This window comes from Paenimyroides baculatum (assembly GCF_008629655.1).
Lineage (GTDB): Bacteria > Bacteroidota > Bacteroidia > Flavobacteriales > Flavobacteriaceae > Flavobacterium > Flavobacterium baculatum.
This window is the reverse complement of record NZ_VWSG01000002.1, coordinates 84,597-102,581: the sequence shown is the minus strand read 5'-3', so window position 1 is coordinate 102,581 and position 17,985 is coordinate 84,597. Positions and strand designations below refer to the sequence as shown.

The 17,985-nt window shown below is 32.8% G+C and carries 16 protein-coding genes; 3 read left to right on the top strand and 13 right to left on the bottom strand.

The genetic code is table 11. The features are described 5' to 3' along the window. Positions 1 to 2: 2 nt before the first annotated feature. The 9 genes from F0460_RS02970 to F0460_RS02930 all read right to left on the bottom strand — a co-directional run bounded on the left by F0460_RS02970 (position 3) and on the right by F0460_RS02930 (position 9,313). Entirely contained in the window at positions 3 to 1,955 is a 1,953-nt protein-coding gene (locus F0460_RS02970; protein ID WP_150010126.1) for a sensor histidine kinase, read from the bottom strand. 43 nt (positions 1,956 to 1,998) lie between these two features. Next, positions 1,999 to 2,481 (bottom strand): hypothetical protein, encoded by a 483-nt coding sequence (locus tag F0460_RS02965; RefSeq protein WP_150010124.1) that lies wholly within the window; start codon positions 2,479 to 2,481, stop codon positions 1,999 to 2,001. 2 nt (positions 2,482 to 2,483) lie between these two features. Further along, positions 2,484 to 3,668: an LETM1-related biofilm-associated protein gene (locus F0460_RS02960; RefSeq protein WP_150010122.1), complete on the bottom strand. Its 1,185-nt coding sequence runs from the start codon at positions 3,666 to 3,668 to the stop codon at positions 2,484 to 2,486. Positions 3,669 to 3,671: 3 nt separating this feature from the next. After that, positions 3,672 to 4,364: an SIMPL domain-containing protein gene (locus tag F0460_RS02955; protein WP_150010120.1), complete on the bottom strand. Its 693-nt coding sequence runs from the start codon at positions 4,362 to 4,364 to the stop codon at positions 3,672 to 3,674. Positions 4,365 to 4,381: 17 nt separating this feature from the next. Next, positions 4,382 to 5,755 (bottom strand): 30S ribosomal protein S6--L-glutamate ligase, encoded by a 1,374-nt coding sequence (rimK, locus tag F0460_RS02950; RefSeq protein WP_150010118.1) that lies wholly within the window; start codon positions 5,753 to 5,755, stop codon positions 4,382 to 4,384. Positions 5,756 to 5,889: 134 nt separating this feature from the next. Next, positions 5,890 to 7,176 (bottom strand): methionine adenosyltransferase, encoded by a 1,287-nt coding sequence (gene metK, locus F0460_RS02945; RefSeq protein ID WP_150010116.1) that lies wholly within the window; start codon positions 7,174 to 7,176, stop codon positions 5,890 to 5,892. Positions 7,177 to 7,373: 197 nt separating this feature from the next. Beyond that, entirely contained in the window at positions 7,374 to 8,216 is an 843-nt protein-coding gene (locus F0460_RS02940; RefSeq protein WP_223810750.1) for an ATP cone domain-containing protein, read from the bottom strand. A 6-nt stretch (positions 8,217 to 8,222) separates the two neighbouring features. After that, positions 8,223 to 8,618, bottom strand: coding sequence for an acyl-CoA thioesterase (locus F0460_RS02935; RefSeq protein WP_150010114.1), 396 nt, complete (start codon positions 8,616 to 8,618; stop codon positions 8,223 to 8,225). Between the two features lie 86 nt (positions 8,619 to 8,704). Beyond that, entirely contained in the window at positions 8,705 to 9,313 is a 609-nt protein-coding gene (locus tag F0460_RS02930) for a hypothetical protein (protein WP_150010112.1), read from the bottom strand. Between the two features lie 128 nt (positions 9,314 to 9,441). Between F0460_RS02930 and F0460_RS02925 the strand changes: the two genes are divergently transcribed. Then, entirely contained in the window at positions 9,442 to 10,737 is a 1,296-nt protein-coding gene (locus F0460_RS02925; protein ID WP_190304073.1) for an NAD(P)/FAD-dependent oxidoreductase, read from the top strand. Here F0460_RS02925 and F0460_RS02920 read toward each other — a convergent pair. After that, positions 10,734 to 11,801 (bottom strand): DUF3810 domain-containing protein, encoded by a 1,068-nt coding sequence (locus F0460_RS02920; protein ID WP_150010110.1) that lies wholly within the window; start codon positions 11,799 to 11,801, stop codon positions 10,734 to 10,736. The genes F0460_RS02925 and F0460_RS02920 overlap by 4 nt on opposite strands. A 66-nt stretch (positions 11,802 to 11,867) precedes the next feature. Between F0460_RS02920 and F0460_RS02915 the strand changes: the two genes are divergently transcribed. Continuing rightward, a complete protein-coding gene (locus F0460_RS02915; RefSeq protein ID WP_129758903.1) occupies positions 11,868 to 12,131 on the top strand; it encodes a (2Fe-2S) ferredoxin domain-containing protein in 264 nt (87 codons plus the stop codon). Between the two features lie 107 nt (positions 12,132 to 12,238). Next, complete coding sequence (locus tag F0460_RS02910; RefSeq protein WP_150010108.1) at positions 12,239 to 13,702, top strand: aminoacyl-histidine dipeptidase; 1,464 nt, start codon at positions 12,239 to 12,241, stop codon at positions 13,700 to 13,702. 166 nt (positions 13,703 to 13,868) lie between these two features. On the opposite strand, the gene F0460_RS02905 is transcribed toward F0460_RS02910, so the two are convergent. From F0460_RS02905 to F0460_RS02895, 3 genes are all read right to left on the bottom strand, one after another. Continuing rightward, the gene (locus F0460_RS02905; RefSeq protein WP_150010106.1) at positions 13,869 to 15,140 is read right to left on the bottom strand and encodes an adenylosuccinate synthase; all 1,272 of its coding nucleotides are present in this window, start codon (positions 15,138 to 15,140) and stop codon (positions 13,869 to 13,871) included. A gap of 21 nt (positions 15,141 to 15,161) precedes the next feature. Continuing rightward, positions 15,162 to 15,617 carry a Fur family transcriptional regulator gene (locus F0460_RS02900; protein WP_150010104.1) on the bottom strand — a complete coding sequence of 152 codons (456 nt, stop codon included), beginning with the start codon at positions 15,615 to 15,617 and terminating at the stop codon, positions 15,162 to 15,164. Between the two features lie 63 nt (positions 15,618 to 15,680). Beyond that, positions 15,681 to 17,885, bottom strand: a complete 2,205-nt coding sequence (locus F0460_RS02895) for a RelA/SpoT family protein (protein WP_150010102.1) — start codon at positions 17,883 to 17,885, stop codon at positions 15,681 to 15,683. Between the last annotated feature and the right edge of the window lie 100 nt (positions 17,886 to 17,985).

Genomic DNA, 17,985 nt, shown 5'->3' with positions numbered 1-17,985 from the left:
AACTATAATTTAACAGTAATGATAAATGTTGTTCCTTTGGTTGATTCAATGGTCAATGTTCCATCGATTTCTTTCAATCGGTTGTGAATGTTACTAATTCCGATACCTTTTTGAGCAGTTTTAACGAATCCTTTGCCGTTATCAATAACAATCAATTTTATGTTCGATTGTTCTTGATATAACTTTATTTTAGCATGTGTAGCCGATGAATGTTTGTGTATGTTTTGTAACAATTCCTGTAAAACACGGTAAAGGTGAAAGCGAATTCTTGGGTGTGTTTTAAACCATTCAATAGAAAGATCAAAATCGTAATCAAACGTAATTAGGTTGTTTGGCTGGTTTTCAATAAGTTCAATCAACATGTGGTGAAAAGAATCTTTCTCAAACAAACTGTTTATTTCGTTATAATTGTCGCAAATTTCAATAAGACTTTGCTTAACTTCCAAAACTGTGTTTTTAGCAATTTCTAAACTGTTCGGTTTGATAAAATCTTTATGAAGTAAAAATCGTGTAGAAAACAGTTTGTTTACAATATTGTCGTGCAGTTCCATAAAAATCTGCTTTTTATTGTTATTCAGCTTGTTTTCAATATTGTTTTTATAGGTAAGCGTTACTTCAAGCGCTTTGGTATCCTGTTCGATATAATCGTTGCGAAGCTGTATTTTTTTTAGGTTGATTTTTTGAATAATGCTGAAAATTACCAATATCGATATAATAGAAATACCCAAAATAATTGCTACAACAAAGAATATTTCTCGTTTAAGTTTTTCATTTTTACGAACTAATTCATGATTGTCGTAAACCACTTTTTGATTGATATTTACCTTTTTGTCGTTATCATTTTGAATTTGACCAACAACATTTAAATAATGATTATTCAGTTCAGCCGACGTAGAATCGGTATGTTGCATGATTTGTTCTAAAATACGCTTTTCTAAAAAAAGATTCTGAAATTTTAAATCATTTTCTGCTAAAAGTTCTTTCTGAAATTTTTTTGCTGCAACGATATCCTTCTTAATTTTTAAAAGATAATCACCTAAAACCGCATAATTTTCTTGAAGTAACGGAACGCTTAAAACATACGATTTGTTTTCTTCGAACGTTTTTATATAGGCATCTAAACTGTCTAAATTTGCTGATTCTATCTTGTATTGGATAAGATTATGAAGGGTTATAATTTTATTTTTTTTGCTTTTATCGCTGTTTGTTGTAGATGCCAAATCAAAAGCCGATTCTAAATCTTTTATGGTTTGCTTTAAAGAAATTTGACCGGTTTTATTTCCCGAAATGGCGTAATTATTTATGTAGATGCTTTTTAATGAATTGATCTTTTCTCGTGAAAACAGTTTTTTGTTGAAATTGTCAGACAATGTTTCGTAACTGTGTAATATTTTAAAAGCGGCTTCGTATTTTTTTTGCTTGTAATGAACGTTACTAATTAAAATAAAAACCGATGCTTTTTCAAATGCATATTCTTTATTATTAGTACCTAGATTTTCAAGTGCTTTGTAGGCATAATTTTCTGCAATTTGAAACGATTGTAAGTTAAAGTAGTATTCTGAAATTAAATAATTCGATAAATACGCATCATACAAACTCGATTGATTTTCAAAGTAGTTGACTGATTTAAAAAGGTGTTGATATCGATCGTCAGTTGTAGGTAAATCCGAGTTTAATAAAATCTGCAGATTATTTGAACGATAAATATTTGTTGAATCTGCTAATTTTAGTGCCGATTTTTCGAAGTAAACTGCCTTGTCTTTTGCCTTATCAAACTCATCTGCAAACTGAATATTGTACAGCAAACAGTAATACAATTCATCTAAAGTAAAAGATTTGTAGTTGCTTTCAGTAATTTTCTTGTGAATCTGAATATGGTCGTAAACATTCGCTGGCTTTTTGCACGATACAGCAAAAAACAATGAAAATAAAGTAAGGACTACTAATTTACGCACCCGATTGGTTTTGATTACAGATAAACAAATTTATGAAAATATGTTAATGAATTTTCCAACCATTTACTTCCCTAATATATTTTGTAGCTTCCGTTATCTCTGTTTCAATAAGTTTCTTGTTTATAATTGATTTTGCTGGTTTAAAGTTTACATATAGTTTGATTTTTTCGATGTCAGGTTTAATTATATAGATGGTATCATATAATTCACAAGATTTATCACCACCGTCATTATAATTCCGAATGATTATCTTTTTTATCTTATCATTATTTAAATAAATACGTTTATATATTCTTCCACACTCCCAACCATCTTTATAACGCAGTGCAATTATTTTTTCGTTATTGAAATAAGCGTATTTAGGATGAAGAGCATCATTGTCTGTTAATGTAGTTTCAGCATTAGATACGTGATCTTCAAATTGTTTCTCTAAAAAATAGAAAACAGAATAATTATTGAAAAGCAGTAAGTAAATAACTAATGTTAATGGAAGAATGATAGCAGATAAACGAAAATACTTCTTCATAATTACTTATTCTCATTAAACGAATTAGGAATCAATTCTGGTAATAGTTTTATTAAAATAGGAAGCAGCAAACTACCGCCTGGAATTAAGAAAATGGTGAATGCAGGAACCGTTTTTCCTAATTCTATAAACTGATTCTTTAACTGTAATTTTTCTTTTGCAGTAAGGTTACTGTATGTTCCTTTTACAATAAGTTGCATTAATAATTTGTTGTTTTCCAGTTCTTTAATTAAACTTTTTTTGTTTCGTTTAATTAATAAAGCCACCGTTTTGTTGGTGTTTTTATACAGCTTTTTTAATGGATGTGTAAATTGAAAATATGGAATTTCGCTTCGGTTATGTTCAATAAATGAAACCATATCGCTTAAAGATCTTTTGGTAAAATCTTTTTGTAAACCTAATAAATTTTGAAGTTGAAGAATAAATTTAAACTCTTTTTGATCGATCTTTTCATCGTTCCATAAAACCATCAGGGCAATATCATAAATGTAGGCTTTGCCGTAAAATGTTTTGATGTTCCACAGATCCAGAGTTGAAAGTTTTGTGTCGAAATTTTTTAACGAAGCATATTTTAACGAACTGCTTAAAACTTCCTGCAGTTTCACATCGTATTTTGAAACATTATGTTTTTGGTTGAAACTAATCATAACCAAATGCGAAAGAGTTTGTTCCAGATACTTATAATAGTTCAAAATTTCGGTTTCGTTCAGCAAATAACGCTTAAAACAAAGAACATCGGTAAAAATTAAAAAATTCGATAAATGATGCGAAAACGTTTTATCCAAATAATTTGACGATCGGGTAGTGCGTTCGTTCAAGATTTTTTCAAGCGATGCATAGGCTTTTTTAGATTCGAACTTTATAAAAGAAAAGTACGATTCTGTTTTAGCTTCGCCCATTTTCCGGTAGAAATCCTCGGCATGTTTGGTAAATTCCGTAAAATCAGTTTCATTTTTGGTTTGAACAAAAGTTCCGTACAAAGCTTCTAACAAAACAATTTTCGCGTATTCTTCGTGCGTTAGATCGAACGAATTAAAAACCGGTTGAATTGATTTGGTGGTAAAACCGTATATAAAGCCTGTTTTACGAATGTTTTCGTAAAATTCTTCTTCGGTTTGATTAATAAAAAAAGATGGATTACTTAATTTAAAAAATTTAGTAATCCATAGCTCTTTTGATGGGTTCATAAATTATTTTAGTTCAAAAACAACGTTTACGTTTGTTGTAATTTCAATTTCGCCAACTGCCAATGTTTGATCCATTCCTGCAGATTCGTCAGCCATTGCTGTTTTCATCATATAAACGCGAGGATTGTTAACCATAGACTGATCGCTGATGATTAATGCTTTCCCGATTGTTTGGTTTAGAGCACTTGCATAATCTTCAGCTTTTTTCTTTGCGTTAAGAACTGCTTTTGCTCTAATTTCTGTTGCTACTTTTTCAGTTTGGGTCGATTTAAATTCAACACCGTTAATAGTGTTTGCACCAGCTGCCATTAAATCAGCCATTAATTTTTCGTAATTATCTAAACTTCTCAACGTAATAGTGATCGTTTGACTTGCTACGAAATAATCTTTTTTCTCTTGATATTCTCTTGTTTTGTAAAGATTTACACGTTGTGTTTGATAATCTTTTTCTGCAACATTACTTTTTTTGATTACCTGAATCATTTTAGCAATAATTTCATCGTTCTGTTTTTTTGCCTTTGCCGAATCAAGATCTTTAATTTCTGCACCCATTGTTATTACGGCATAATCTGGTTTGATTTTTACCGAACCTTCGCCGTTCACGTTAACCTGCGGTGTAATACTGTTGTTGTTGTTTTGTGCCATTGCTGAAAATGTTACTAATACAAGTGTAAATAAATAAACAATCTTTTTCATGTTTTTAAAAATTTAGATTAAAGGTTAAGCCATTTAAAACTCTTTTCTATGGCTTTTATCATTTCCCCTGCAATATCCTTGCCAGTTGCACCTTCAATTCCTTCTAATCCGGGAGAAGAATTTACTTCTAACAGCAAAGGTCCTTTGGCTGAGCGTATTATGTCTACACCAGCAACTTTTAAATTCATTGCTTTTGCTGCTTTAATGGCAATTTTTTTCTCTTCGGCTGTCACTTTCACTATTGATGCTTTTCCGCCCAGATGAATATTTGCTCTAAATTCGCCCGGTAAAGCCTCGCGTTGCATTGCTGCAACCACTTTTCCGTCAACCACAAACAAACGTAAATCTTTTCCGTTGGCTTCTTTAATAAATTCCTGCACTAAAATATTTGCTCCAACACTTTTAAAGGCATTGATAACAGATTCGGCAGCCTTCTTTGTTTCTGCCAAAACCACACCTTTACCTTGTGTTCCTTCTAACAACTTAACTATCAAGGGCGATCCACCAACCATATTTATTAAATCGTTTGTATCTAAAGGCGAATTTGCAAAACCTGTTGTAGGAATTTCAACGCCGTAGTTTAAAAGCATTTGTAGTGAATATAGTTTATCGCGCGATTGTGTGATAGATGTTGCGTTGTTTAAGCTGTAAACTTTTAATGATTCAAAATGGCGAATGATCGAACAGCCGTAATATGTCATGCTTGGACGAATCCTTGGAATGATCGCATCGAAATCGTTTAAAATGCGTCCACCACGATAATGAATTTCGGGCTGATGCGCATCTAATTTCATATAACAATGCTTTATGTTTAAAAAGTGCATTTCGTGGCCGCGCAGTTCACCGGCTTCCATAATACGTTTGTTGGAATACAGCTCGGGATTACTTGCTAAAACGCCAATTCGCAAACCATGTTTTTCGTTGCTGTTGGCATTGTAGTATTCTTTGATCTTTTCAGGAGTTACAATTCCGAATTTAAAACGTTCGTCTGGATCAACAATAATTTTTCCGGTCATGGCTTCTCTACCTAAAAGCATTCTAAAACCCATTGAATCGCGATTAGTCAACGTTAATTCAATAACCCACGATTTTTCGCCCAAAGATATTTCGGTATTAATAACATATCGGCTTTCGCGCGTACCGGTACTGCTTTTTACAATGCGTTTGTCAATTACCTTTGCTTCGCACGAAATAATACTTTTTACGTTTCTTTGGATAGGATGTATTATAAAACGCACCCATGTTTCGCCGTTTTTATCGAAAGGAGTAATTTGTTCTGCGTGTAGTGCCGACGTTTTTGCACCAGAATCAACACGAACCTTTACCGCCGGAACCTTTAATTCTGGCAGTGCGCACCATTCTTCGCTACCAACAATAACTTTGTCAATCATAAATTTTTCTTTGTACAACTTATACAACTAAAGTATTTAAAAAAAACGAAATATTTTATAAATCGATCGAAATAAAAAGCCGCTTTTAATATTTTTTTAAAAGCGGCTTTCGTTAAAAATTTATCTGATAAAAACTATAAATTAAATGCTTGTTTAACATCATCTATTTTATCTAATTTTTCCCATGTAAATAATTCTACTTCAATAGTTTTTTGTTCTCCGTTCGGATTTCTGAAAGTTTTAGTAACAACCTCATTTTTACGTCCCATGTGTCCGTAAGCAGCGGTTTCACTGTAAATTGGCTTTCTTAATTTCAACGTTTGTTCGATATGATACGGACGTAAATCGAACAATTGCTGTAATTTATCTGCAATTTCTCCGTCGGTTAAATTTACTTTAGCTGTTCCATAAGTATTCACGAAAACGCCCATTGGCTCTGCAATTCCGATAGCGTAAGAAACCTGAACCAACAATTCGTCTGCAACACCTGCTGCAACTAAATTCTTGGCAATGTGTCTTGCCGCATAAGCCGCAGATCTATCAACTTTACTAGGATCTTTTCCGGAAAAAGCTCCACCACCGTGTGCACCTTTACCGCCGTATGTATCAACAATAATTTTTCTTCCGGTTAAACCTGTATCGCCATGAGGTCCGCCAATAATAAACACACCTGTTGGGTTTACGTGATAGGTTATTTCCTCTTTAAAATAAGGTTGGTATTGCGGATATTTCTTTAATAAACGAGGAATTAAAATTGCAACGATGTCTTTTTTAATTTGATCCTGCATTGTTTTTTCTGCTTTGTTTTTAGCATCTACAGAATCATTTTCAGGCTTTACAAAATCGTCGTGTTGTGTTGATAAAACGATTGTTACAACACGTTTAGGTTTGTTATCATCGTCATATTCCAACGTAACCTGTGATTTTGCATCAGGACGCAAATAGGTGATTTCGTTATTTTCTCTGCGTAATTCTGCCAATTCTTGCAATAATTTGTGAGATAAATCTAAAGCCAAAGGCATGTAATCTTCGGTTTCTGTTGTAGCATAACCAAACATAATACCTTGATCGCCTGCACCTTGATCTTCTTTGTTTGCTTTGTCAACACCTTGGTTGATATCTGCAGATTGCTCATGAATTGCCGATAGAATACCACATGAATTAGCATCAAACATATATTCGCTTTTGGTGTAACCAATTTTTTTGATCACATCGCGAGCAATTTGCTGCACATCTAAATAAGTGTTCGATTTTACTTCGCCTGCCAAAATAACCTGACCTGTGGTTACCAAAGTTTCACAAGCTACCTTTGAATTTTCGTCAAAAGCTAAAAAGTTGTCAATTAATGCGTCTGAAATTTGATCTGCAATTTTATCAGGATGCCCTTCACTTACAGATTCTGATGTAAAAAAATATGCCATATTTTAGTTTAATGTTTAATGAGGAAACTAAATTGCACGCTTTTACTAAAGAAGTTATTCTGCTTTAGCATTTTTTTAAAGAGGTTGCAATCAGTCAAATTTTTCCTCGAAAATTATGATGCAAATATACGATTAAGATTTAGAAAATAATCTAATTAATTATATTTTCATTTTTTTTAAGTTAATTATGGGTGTATTTATACTTTAGCGTCTACCAACTCTACAGCCTCCTTCAAAATCAATTCTTTTCGATCGTTTGAAAATTTAAAATGATCTAGCAAAACCGGATTTTTAATTAATTCACGCACCAGAATACAATTTTTAGACAACAATGTTTGCTCCTCTTCTTTCGTCAAAGTGGTTAAACAAGTTACGGGATATAAGCCGTGGTAATCTGTTAGTCTCTTAATGTTTTTATCTTCGGGGTAATTCCAACTGATTAAATTAATACCGTAACAATCTGCAAAAGCAATACTGTCTGTCGTAAAAAACGCATTGGTTATCATATAACCTTTTTGCGGTTTAAACGGTCTATTAAAAAAAGTAAAACTATTGTCTTTTAAATCATTAAATCTCGATAAAAAATACATGGGTGTCGTAACGCTGATCTTGGCATCAATGTCATTTCTAAACTTACATTCGCAGATCAAATCTTCATTTTTGTTTGAAATTATCACATCAATTTCATGAGTTACGGTTGATTTTCCTGTTAAAGTCTGACTTGTCATGGTATCGTAACCTTGAACTTCGAAAATTTTTGCTACCCATTTTTCAAAGAAAAAACCTTCCGGACCCAGATCTTGCAAGGCTCTTTTTAAACTATATCGCGCTGCTACAGAAGATTTCGATTTTTTTAATAAATCAAACGCTTTTTGATACAATTCTTTTGTTGAGATACCATTATAAAGTTCTTTGGTAATTGTATCGCATATATGGTTTGCATCTTCAAGGTCGGCACCTGAATTCACTAAAGATCTATGGAAACTTTTTTTATCGAACGGAACTATTTCGCCTGACTGTTTTTTTATTTGAATGCTCATTAAATACTATTCCTTTTTTGATAAACGTTCATGCACATACTCAATTTTGTTTTTGCCGTGTGATTTAGGATTTCCGTCGGCATCTAAATTAACCATTGTAATTTTATCAACAGTAATTATGGTTTCATGAGTCATTTTGTTACGAACCTGACAGTTTAAAACCAGCGAAGTTGTCCCGAATTTTACCACATCCAAACCAATTTCGATAATATCACCTTCTTTAGCCGATGCCATAAAATTAATTTCAGACATAAATTTTGTAACAACATGCGTATTTTCTAACTGAATAATGCTATATAAAGCAGCTTCTTCATCAATCCAAGCTAATAATTTTCCTCCAAATAGTGTTTTGTTAGGATTTAAATCTTCGGGTTTTACCCATTTTCGTGTATGAAATCTCATAATTTATCTTATATATTTAATTCATTGATTTAAATATATAAAAGTTATTTTGAAAACTTAAGTTTTTTTACTTGCTGTCTAGCTATTTATACAAAATCCTTTAAAATATAATAGTTCTTCGTTAAGCTTCTTAAAAATCGACTGTATAATAGTTTATAAAGTAGCCAAAGTATAAGTAAAATTACTATAGTACAAACCACGCAGGTTAAAATTATTGCGGCGTAAAATGAAAAACTGTCATCTAATGTTGCGTCATTTGTGCCCGATACTATAGTTTGATATATGGTTATATAAATAATAATCAGGTAGGCGACCAAAATCAACGAAAGGTATAATTTCAATCCGTTCTTTGCATTTTTTACACTCAATAATAATGTTTCAACCGTATTTTTAGCTTTTATTTTATAAATTAAATAGGCACATATAAGTGTAAAAACTACAGGTAAAATTAAAAGAGCATAATCTGCAATTTGCAAAAACAATGAAGGAAAAGTATTCACATTTTGTTGACTATTTATTTGATAGATAAAACTTGAAAACACAAAAAATGTCAATATCAAAATATTTATAATGCAAATCCATAACAAACTGCGTATCGATTTTTTCTTAATAGCATCATATAATTCATCACGACTACTAAACTTCGCAGTATTTATATCAGCATAAGTATCTTTAAAAAAATTTAAACCCTTCATGTATTGTTAATTTTTATGCAAAATAACAATATATTTTACAATTAACAGCCAAGCGTTCAAAAACAAAATAATACTGCAATTATTATCATTTACTTCGTAATTTTGTAGTAATTCAAATAGTTTTAAATATGATGAATATTCCAGATTCTAGTAATCCTAGAGTCGTTATCATAGGTGGTGGATTTGCAGGTGTTGCAATAGCACAAAAGTTAAAAAACAAAGCGTTTCAAGTTGTTTTGTTAGATAAACACAATTATCATAACTTTCAGCCCTTAATGTATCAGGTGGCAACCGGCGGATTAGAGTCTGGTTCAATTGCATACCCAATGCGTAAGATCATTAAAGAGCACCGCGAAGCTTTTTTTAGAATGACTTTGGTTGAACAAATCGATACCGAAAATAAAAAGGTCATTACCGATATCGGAACAATTTATTACGATTATTTGGTAATTGCAACAGGTTCTACCAACAATTATTTCGGCAATAAAGAGATTGAAAAAAACAGTATGGTAATGAAAACCATACCCGAAGCTTTAAACTTACGCAGTCTTATACTCGAAAATTTTGAATTGGCTTTGCAAACGAATGATATGAACGAACGTAAAGCGTTGATGAATTTCGTAATTGTAGGTGCCGGACCAACCGGTGTGGAATTAGCCGGAGCTTTAGCCGAAATGAAAAATGCTGTTTTTCCTAAAGATTATCCCGATTTGGATATTTCTATGATGGAAATTAATTTGGTTCAGGGATCTGATAATATTTTGGATGCCATGTCTAAAAAATCGTCGAAAGCTGCCGAAAAGTTTCTGAAGGATTTAGGAGTAAAAATTCACTTAAAAACGATTGTAACGAATTACGATGGTAAAAAGATCGAAACTAAAGGCGGATTATCTTTTGATACACATGCAGTAATTTGGTCGGCTGGGGTGAAAGGTGCTCCGATCGAAGGAATGCCACAAACTTTAGATCGTGCGTCGCGTATTCGTGTGAATGAATTTAATCAAGTGGAAGGTTTTACCGATGTTTTTGCTTTGGGCGATGTTGCTGCAATGTACGGTGAAAAATATCAATATGGACATCCAATGATGGCACAGCCTGCTATTCAGCAAGGAAATTTGTTGGCAGAAAATTTAGAACGATTAACCAAAAAACAATCGCTTAAAAAGTTCATCTACAACGATAAAGGATCTATGGCAACCATTGGTAGAAACAAAGCGGTTGTAGATTTACCTAAACTACATTTTAACGGAGTTTTTGCTTGGTTCGTTTGGATGTTTGTCCATTTATTTTCGCTGATTGGTTTTAAAAACAAAACGTTGGTTTTCTGGAGCTGGGTTTATAATTATTTTGTTTTCGATCGTGAATCGCGCGTAATTATTCGTCCGTACCGTAAAAACAGAGATATAAAACCGCAGGATAATTAAATTTCAGGATATTTTTTGTTGTAATTAATCAATAAATCAACAAATTTATTATAAGATTGAATGCCGTCTTTCTGGTTGTTTATTTTTAAAAACCTGCCATAAAGATTCTTAAAAAAATACGAAGAAATATTTCTTTTACGTAGCCAAAATTGTTCGCTTTCTAAAATATTTTGCTGAACGCCAACATTTAAACGGTTAAAAAGTAACTGATATGTTTCTTCGTTTTCGTATCTGTACTGCTTTAAACAATATTTTAAAGCATATAAATTCGCCGCATATTTAAATTTTAAATCGGTGCTTTGCAACATCACTTTATATCCGTAAAAATTAGCTTCGGTTTCGCTTGCAATTCCCAGCTGATGAGCCATTTCATGTGCTACGGTAACAGGCATTCCTATTGTTGGAATTTCAATATTTAATTGATTTTCATGCGTAAAAGGATTAAAATATCCGCTAAATCCGGTGTAAGACTGTAAGTACGAGTAAAACGATGGTTTTACATTATTAATTTTATTATCAGTCAAGATTTCCTTTAAATGATCAGGCAGTTTTGTATAGTTCAATCGGGCAGTTTCGTTGAATAACTCCAAATCTTTCTCAATCGATACTTCTTTTAATAAATCATTAGTGATTAAAAACTGCTGATTGTTTACAATTTCTGTCAATTTGTTTGTGATCGAATCTAATTCGGCTTGTGTATAACTTCTTTCTAATTTTAATTGATGCACAACCGAAAACTTGTAATTGTTCCATCCCCAAAACAGTTGAAAAATTCCGAAGAATAGTAAAACCGATGTCAATATAAAAACACCAAAATCTTTGTACAATTTTCTTTTTATCAATACAAAACACTTGTAAATAAAGTAAATTATCACAACTGCATAAAATACATCGCCCAAAGAAAAAGGAAATATGTTCGATATTAAATGCAAGAAACTATCTAAATAACTGTAAAGCTTTTGATTGTAAATATGAGTGAAAAATTCAGGGAATAAATGACCAATTAAATAACTACAAATTACAAAGAGCAGTAATACAGTTAAAAAGAAATATTTTTTTTTCATTTAAATATTTTATTTAGAATAAATAAAAATAATTATTTATATTTGTACTCGTTAAAGATAAGGATAATGAGTAAATGTAAATCTTTTAATGAAGTAATTTATTTTTGCGATGGAAAAAAATGTTGCAGATACAATGAAGAAGCAAAATCTTGCTTAAAAGAATTACTTAAAGAAACAGGTTTAAACCAAAATGTTTCGTTAGAAAAAATGAAATGTCAGGGAATGTGCAAAAGTGCACCTGTATTTTACATTGATTCTGAAAAAAAATATAAAAAAGAAGTAACAAAGAAAAAAGCACAGAAGTTATTTGACAAATATATTGTTGCATAACCTTAAAAATAATTATTGTTTTTATTTTGTATGACAGCCATTTTAAACCCAGTTTAAAGTGGCTTTTTTGTTTTATAATAAGTAACTTTGATTAAAATTTAAAAGATATGAGTCAAGATATTCGCAATTTAGAACCACTTCCGTTGTGGAATCATTTTGCAGATTTAAACGCAGTTCCGCGTCCGTCAAAAAAAGAAGAACGTGTAATTGCCTTCATGAAACAATTCGGCGAAAATCTAGGATTGGAAACCATTGTTGACGAAGTTGGTAACGTAATTGTAAAAAAGCCGGCAACAGCAGGTATGGAGAATCGTAAAACAATTGTTTTACAGTCGCATTTAGACATGGTTCACCAAAAAAACAACGATACCGTTTTCGATTTTGATACGCAGGGAATTGATATGTATATCGATGAAGACTGGGTTCGTGCAAAAGGAACTACTTTAGGTGCCGATAACGGAATTGGTGTAGCAACAATCATGGCGGTTTTGGCTTCAAAAGAAATAGAACATCCTGCAATTGAAGCTTTGTTTACTATTGATGAAGAAACAGGAATGACTGGTGCAATGGGTTTAAAAGGCGGATTGCTAACGGGCGATATATTATTGAATTTAGATACAGAAGAAGACGATGAAATTGATATTGGTTGTGCCGGTGGAGTAGATGTTACCGCAACCGCAGAGTACGATGATGAAGATACTCCCGATGGATCTGTAGTTTACACGATCACTGTTAAAGGCCTGAAAGGCGGACATTCAGGTATGGATATCCACAAAGGTTTGGGTAACGCCAATAAAATTATGAACCGTTTGCTTTTTAATGGTTTTGATAATTTCGGATTACAGATTTCTACCATTAACGGCGGAAGTTTACGTAACGCGATTCCACGCGAAAGTGTTGCAAACGTGATTATTGCAAAAATGTACGATGAATCTTTTGTGTTTGATATGTTACCTGTTGTAAACGATATTAAGGCAGAATTTGCAACTACAGAACCTAATTTAGAAATCATTTTTGAAAAGCAGGAAACGTTACCCGAAAAAGTAATGCCAGCAATGGCGCAATATTACTTGGTTCGTGCATTATACACCGCTCATAACGGAGTTTATAGAATGAGTGCAGATTTCGATGATTTGGTAGAAACATCAAACAACATTGCAAAAGTAACGGTTGGTAACGGTAAATTGCAGGTACAATGTTTAACAAGATCGTCGGTTGAAACATCAAAGTTCGATTTAGCAAACAGTTTACGTTCTGCATTTGAATTAATGGGATGCGAAGTTGATTTTTCAGGATCTTATCCAGGTTGGACACCAAATCCAAATTCATCAATCTTAAAAGTTTTAGATGAATTGTATGAAAAACAAAACGGACAAAAAGCGAATGCAGTAGCTTGCCACGCCGGATTAGAGTGCGGTATTTTAGGAACGAATTATCCTGATATGGAAATGATTTCGTTTGGACCAACAATTCGTGGTGCACATTCACCAGAAGAACGTGTTTCTATTTCATCAGTTCAAAAATACTGGAAATTTGTTTTAGAAATTCTAAAGAATATTCCTCTTAAATAGCAAAAAAACACCCAAAAATATTTTTTGGGTGTTTTTTATAAAAGAATAAAATTATTATTTAATTTATTTAGAGTGAAATTATCAGATTAAAAGTATATTCATTCAATCACTAAATAATAAAAATGTCTTGTGAATTTAAAACAAATAAAAATAAAAGTGGATAATTTTATTTCATTATTGTTTGTTTACGATCTGGACCAACCGATACAACTTTAATCGGTACGCCAACGTATTGTTCAATAAATTCTATGTATTCTTTTAATTCTTCAGGTAAATCGCCATACGTTGTTAAACCTGTTAAATCTTGTTTCCAACCTTTTTTCTCTACATAAACCGGTTGTACATTTTCTTCTTCGATATTATAAGGTAAATGATCAATTTGTTCGCCTTTATATGTGTAAGAAGTACAAACTTTTAATGTATCAAAGCCCGACAAAACATCGCCTTTCATCATGTATAAAGCAGTAACTCCGTTTACTTCTACTGCATATTTCAACGCAACCAAATCTAACCAGCCACAACGACGCGCACGACCTGTAACTGATCCAAACTCATTACCAACTTTTGCCATTGTTTCACCAACAGAATCAAATAATTCGGTAGGAAATGGGCCCGAACCAACGCGGGTTGTGTATGCCTTGAAAATACCAAAAACATCTTTTACCTTGTTTGGCGCAATACCTAAACCTGTACAAGCACCTGCAGCTGTTGTGTTTGATGATGTTACGAAAGGATATGTTCCAAAATCGATATCTAACAAAGATCCTTGTGCACCTTCTGCCAAAATAGTTTTTCCTTCTTTTAAAGCACTGTTTAAGTAAAATTCAGAATCAATAAAAGTTAATTTCTTTAATTCTTCAACAGCAGCAAAGAATTCATCTTCCATTTCAGCCAAATTGTACTGCAAATCAACATTGTAGAACTTAATCATATCAATGTGTTTTTCTGCCAACGCATTGTATCTTTCTTTAAAATCTGCAAGTTCAATATCGCCCACACGTAAACCGTTTCTTCCGGTTTTATCCATGTAAGTTGGACCAATTCCTTTTAAAGTAGAACCAATTTTTGCTTTACCTTTTGATGCTTCAGAAGCTGCATCTAACAAACGGTGCGTAGGTAAAATTAAATGTGCTTTTCTTGAGATTAAAAGTCTTGATTGAACATCAATGTCAAACTTTTGTAAACCTTCAATTTCTTTTTGAAAAACCACCGGATCCATTACAACGCCGTTTCCGATGATATTTATTGAATTTTTATGGAAAATTCCAGAAGGAATTGTTCTTAAAACGTGCTTAATTCCATCAAATTCCAACGTGTGTCCTGCATTTGGACCGCCTTGAAAACGTGCGATAATATCGTACTTTGATGTTAGAACGTCTACAATTTTTCCTTTTCCTTCATCTCCCCATTGAAGACCAAGTAACAAATCTACTGTCATGTTTAGTATGTTAGTCTGTTTTTAATTATTAGTTGTGGTAGTATCTTCTTTTGTTCCGTAGAAATATAAAGAGTGATTGTGCACTTTTATGTTAAAAATTTCTTCGATTGTTTGCTTGATTATTTGAATACGCGGATCACAAAATTCAATAACTTCGCCTGTATCTGTTAAAATTATATGGTCATGTTGTTTGTCGAAATACGATTTTTCGTAATGTGACTGGTTTTGCCCGAACTGATGACGGCGCACCAAACCACATTCCAACAACAATTCTATCGTATTATAAAGCGTAGCCCTACTAACACGGTAGTTTTTGTTTTTCATTTTAATGTATAACGATTCAATGTCAAAATGTTCTTCGTTTTCGTAAATTTCCTGAAGAATAGCGTAGCGTTCCGGAGTTTTTCGGTGGCCTTTATCTTCTAAATATTTAGTAAAAACGCTTTTTACAATTTCTTGATTTTTATTTTCTTCCATGATCCTTTTTAACAGCACAAATATAAAAGTTTATTACCGATACTAAAAATTAAATGTTTAAAATTAAGCAGTTCCTAAAATACGTGTAATTTTTTCAACACCATCAATTCCCTGAATGTTTTCTATAAGCCTGTTTAATACCTGATTATTTGGAACAATTACGGTGATTTGTCCGTTGAAAATTCCTGCGTTTGAGCTTAACGAAATACTTTGAATATTCACATTCATTTGGTTAGATATTACTCTGGTAAGTTCATTCGTCAATCCTAAACCATCGATTCCTTTGATCATTAACGATGCATTGAATTCCTGAACAGATGAATCGATCCATTTTGCAGGAAGAATTCTATATGCGTAATTTGACTGAAGGCTGATAGCATTCGGACAGTCTATTTTATGAACTTTTATACCTTCATTGATCGTTACAAAACCAAAAACCTGATCGCCCGGAATAGGGTTACAGCAACTTGCAAGTTTGTAATCTAACTTTTCATCGTTCTTACCAAACACCAATGAATCCAGCTTTGTTTCAGCAAGAACTCCTGGAGCTTCTTTTCGAATCGATTTCTTAAAGAAATTCATAAAAGCATTACTGTTTTTATGCGTTGCGAATTCTTTTAGCTGTTGATTTTCGATTTTTCCTGAACCTACACGGTAAAATAAATCCTGACTGGTTTTTAACTTGAAGAAATTAACAAGATCGTTAACGGTTTTCTCGTCAAGCGTAATTTTTAAATGCTTTAACTTTCTGGTTAAAACTTCTTTTCCGTCTTCGGAAATTTGTTTAACATCTTCGTTTAAGGCATTTTTAATTTTATTTTTTGCTCGGGCAGTGGTTACATATTCCAACCAATGCGAACTTGGTTTTTGATTTGCCGATGTAATAATTTCTACCTGATCGCCCGAATTTAATTCGTAATTCAACGGAACCAATTTACCATTTACTTTTGTCCCACGCGTTTTTATACCAATATCAGTATGAATACTGAAGGCAAAATCTAACGCTGTTGCACCTTTTGGCAACGATTTTATTTCTCCTTTCGGGGTGAAAATGTAAATTTCTTTTGCGTAAAGATTCAGTTTAAAATCTTCGACAAAATCTACCGCATTGGCTTCAGAATTTTCTAAAGCTTCTTTCAATAAATTCAGCCATTTATCCAAACTGTTTTCTTCGGTAACTCCTTGTTTGTATTTGTAATGTGCAGCGTATCCTTTTTCGGCAATTTCATCCATACGTTCGCTGCGAATCTGCACTTCAACCCAACGACCTTTTGGTCCCATAACGGTAATGTGCAATGCTTCATATCCGGTTGATTTTGGCGAAGAAATCCAATCGCGCAAACGACTTGGTGACGGACGGTAATGATCTGTTACAATGGAATAAATTTTCCATGCAATAAACTTTTCGTCTGCAGGGGCAGAATTATAAATAATACGGATAGCAAATTTATCGTACACCTGATCGAAAGTTACACCTTGCGCCTTCATTTTTCTACGGATAGAATAAATAGATTTCGGGCGACCTTTTATGGTAAACGATACATCTTCTTTTGCCAATGCTTCGTTTAAAACAGACGTAATACTTTCTATATAGGCGTTTTGATCTTCTTTACTTTCTTTTGTTTTACTTAAAATATCGTGGTAAACATCTGGTTCGGTATATTCTAAACCTAAATCTTCCAACTTTGTTTTTATGTTAAACAAGCCCAAGCGGTGAGCTAAGGGTGCATAAATGTACAGAGTTTCCGATGCTATTTTAGCCTGTTTGTATGCCGCCATTGAGTTCATGGTCTGCATGTTGTGCAAACGATCGGCAATTTTTATCAAGATAACACGCACATCATCATTCAGCGTAAGCAACATTTTACGGTAATTTTCAGCCTGAAGGGAAATGTCCGGATCCGGTTCCATACGCGAAATCTTGGTTAATCCTTCAACAATTTTTGCGATTTTAGGATTAAACATGCGTTCGATATCTTCTACCGTAATATCGGTATCTTCAACAACATCGTGCATTAAAGCGGCAGCTATAGACGTAGGACCCAAACCAATCTCCGAAGCTACAATTTTAGCCACGGCAATAGGATGGAAGATGTAGGCTTCGCCCGATTTTCTTCTTTGATCTTTATGCGCTTCAACGGCAACATCGAATGCTTTTCGAATTAGTTTCTTATCATCATCTGTAAGTGTTTGATAACTAATACTTAAAAGTTCTTTGTACTCGCGTGCAATTTCTTTGTTTTCTTTTTCTATTTGTTCTTGTGTCATAAAATGCCCATTTTCTTGTTTAAATATATGAAAAAAACTATTGGTTTATCCATTTTAACCAATAAAAAAAGGAGCAGAAGCTCCTTTAATATATTTGTGA

Excerpts from the sequence above, each read along its gene's own strand:
- F0460_RS02905 (WP_150010106.1), bottom strand. The coding sequence starts at position 15,140 with ATGACAGTAGATTTGTTACTTGGTCTTCAATGGGGAGATGAAGGAAAA.
- F0460_RS02930 (WP_150010112.1), bottom strand. The coding sequence starts at position 9,313 with ATGAAGGGTTTAAATTTTTTTAAAGATACTTATGCTGATATAAATACT.
- metK (WP_150010116.1), bottom strand. The coding sequence starts at position 7,176 with ATGGCATATTTTTTTACATCAGAATCTGTAAGTGAAGGGCATCCTGAT.
- rimK (WP_150010118.1), bottom strand. The coding sequence starts at position 5,755 with ATGATTGACAAAGTTATTGTTGGTAGCGAAGAATGGTGCGCACTGCCA.
- F0460_RS02895 (WP_150010102.1), bottom strand. The coding sequence starts at position 17,885 with ATGACACAAGAACAAATAGAAAAAGAAAACAAAGAAATTGCACGCGAG.
- F0460_RS02935 (WP_150010114.1), bottom strand. The coding sequence starts at position 8,618 with ATGAGATTTCATACACGAAAATGGGTAAAACCCGAAGATTTAAATCCT.
- F0460_RS02910 (WP_150010108.1), top strand. The coding sequence starts at position 12,239 with ATGAGTCAAGATATTCGCAATTTAGAACCACTTCCGTTGTGGAATCAT.
- F0460_RS02940 (WP_223810750.1), bottom strand. The coding sequence starts at position 8,216 with ATGAGCATTCAAATAAAAAAACAGTCAGGCGAAATAGTTCCGTTCGAT.
- F0460_RS02900 (WP_150010104.1), bottom strand. The coding sequence starts at position 15,617 with ATGGAAGAAAATAAAAATCAAGAAATTGTAAAAAGCGTTTTTACTAAA.
- F0460_RS02965 (WP_150010124.1), bottom strand. The coding sequence starts at position 2,481 with ATGAAGAAGTATTTTCGTTTATCTGCTATCATTCTTCCATTAACATTA.
- F0460_RS02925 (WP_190304073.1), top strand. The coding sequence starts at position 9,442 with ATGATGAATATTCCAGATTCTAGTAATCCTAGAGTCGTTATCATAGGT.
- F0460_RS02955 (WP_150010120.1), bottom strand. The coding sequence starts at position 4,364 with ATGAAAAAGATTGTTTATTTATTTACACTTGTATTAGTAACATTTTCA.
- F0460_RS02960 (WP_150010122.1), bottom strand. The coding sequence starts at position 3,668 with ATGAACCCATCAAAAGAGCTATGGATTACTAAATTTTTTAAATTAAGT.
- F0460_RS02915 (WP_129758903.1), top strand. The coding sequence starts at position 11,868 with ATGAGTAAATGTAAATCTTTTAATGAAGTAATTTATTTTTGCGATGGA.
- F0460_RS02920 (WP_150010110.1), bottom strand. The coding sequence starts at position 11,801 with ATGAAAAAAAAATATTTCTTTTTAACTGTATTACTGCTCTTTGTAATT.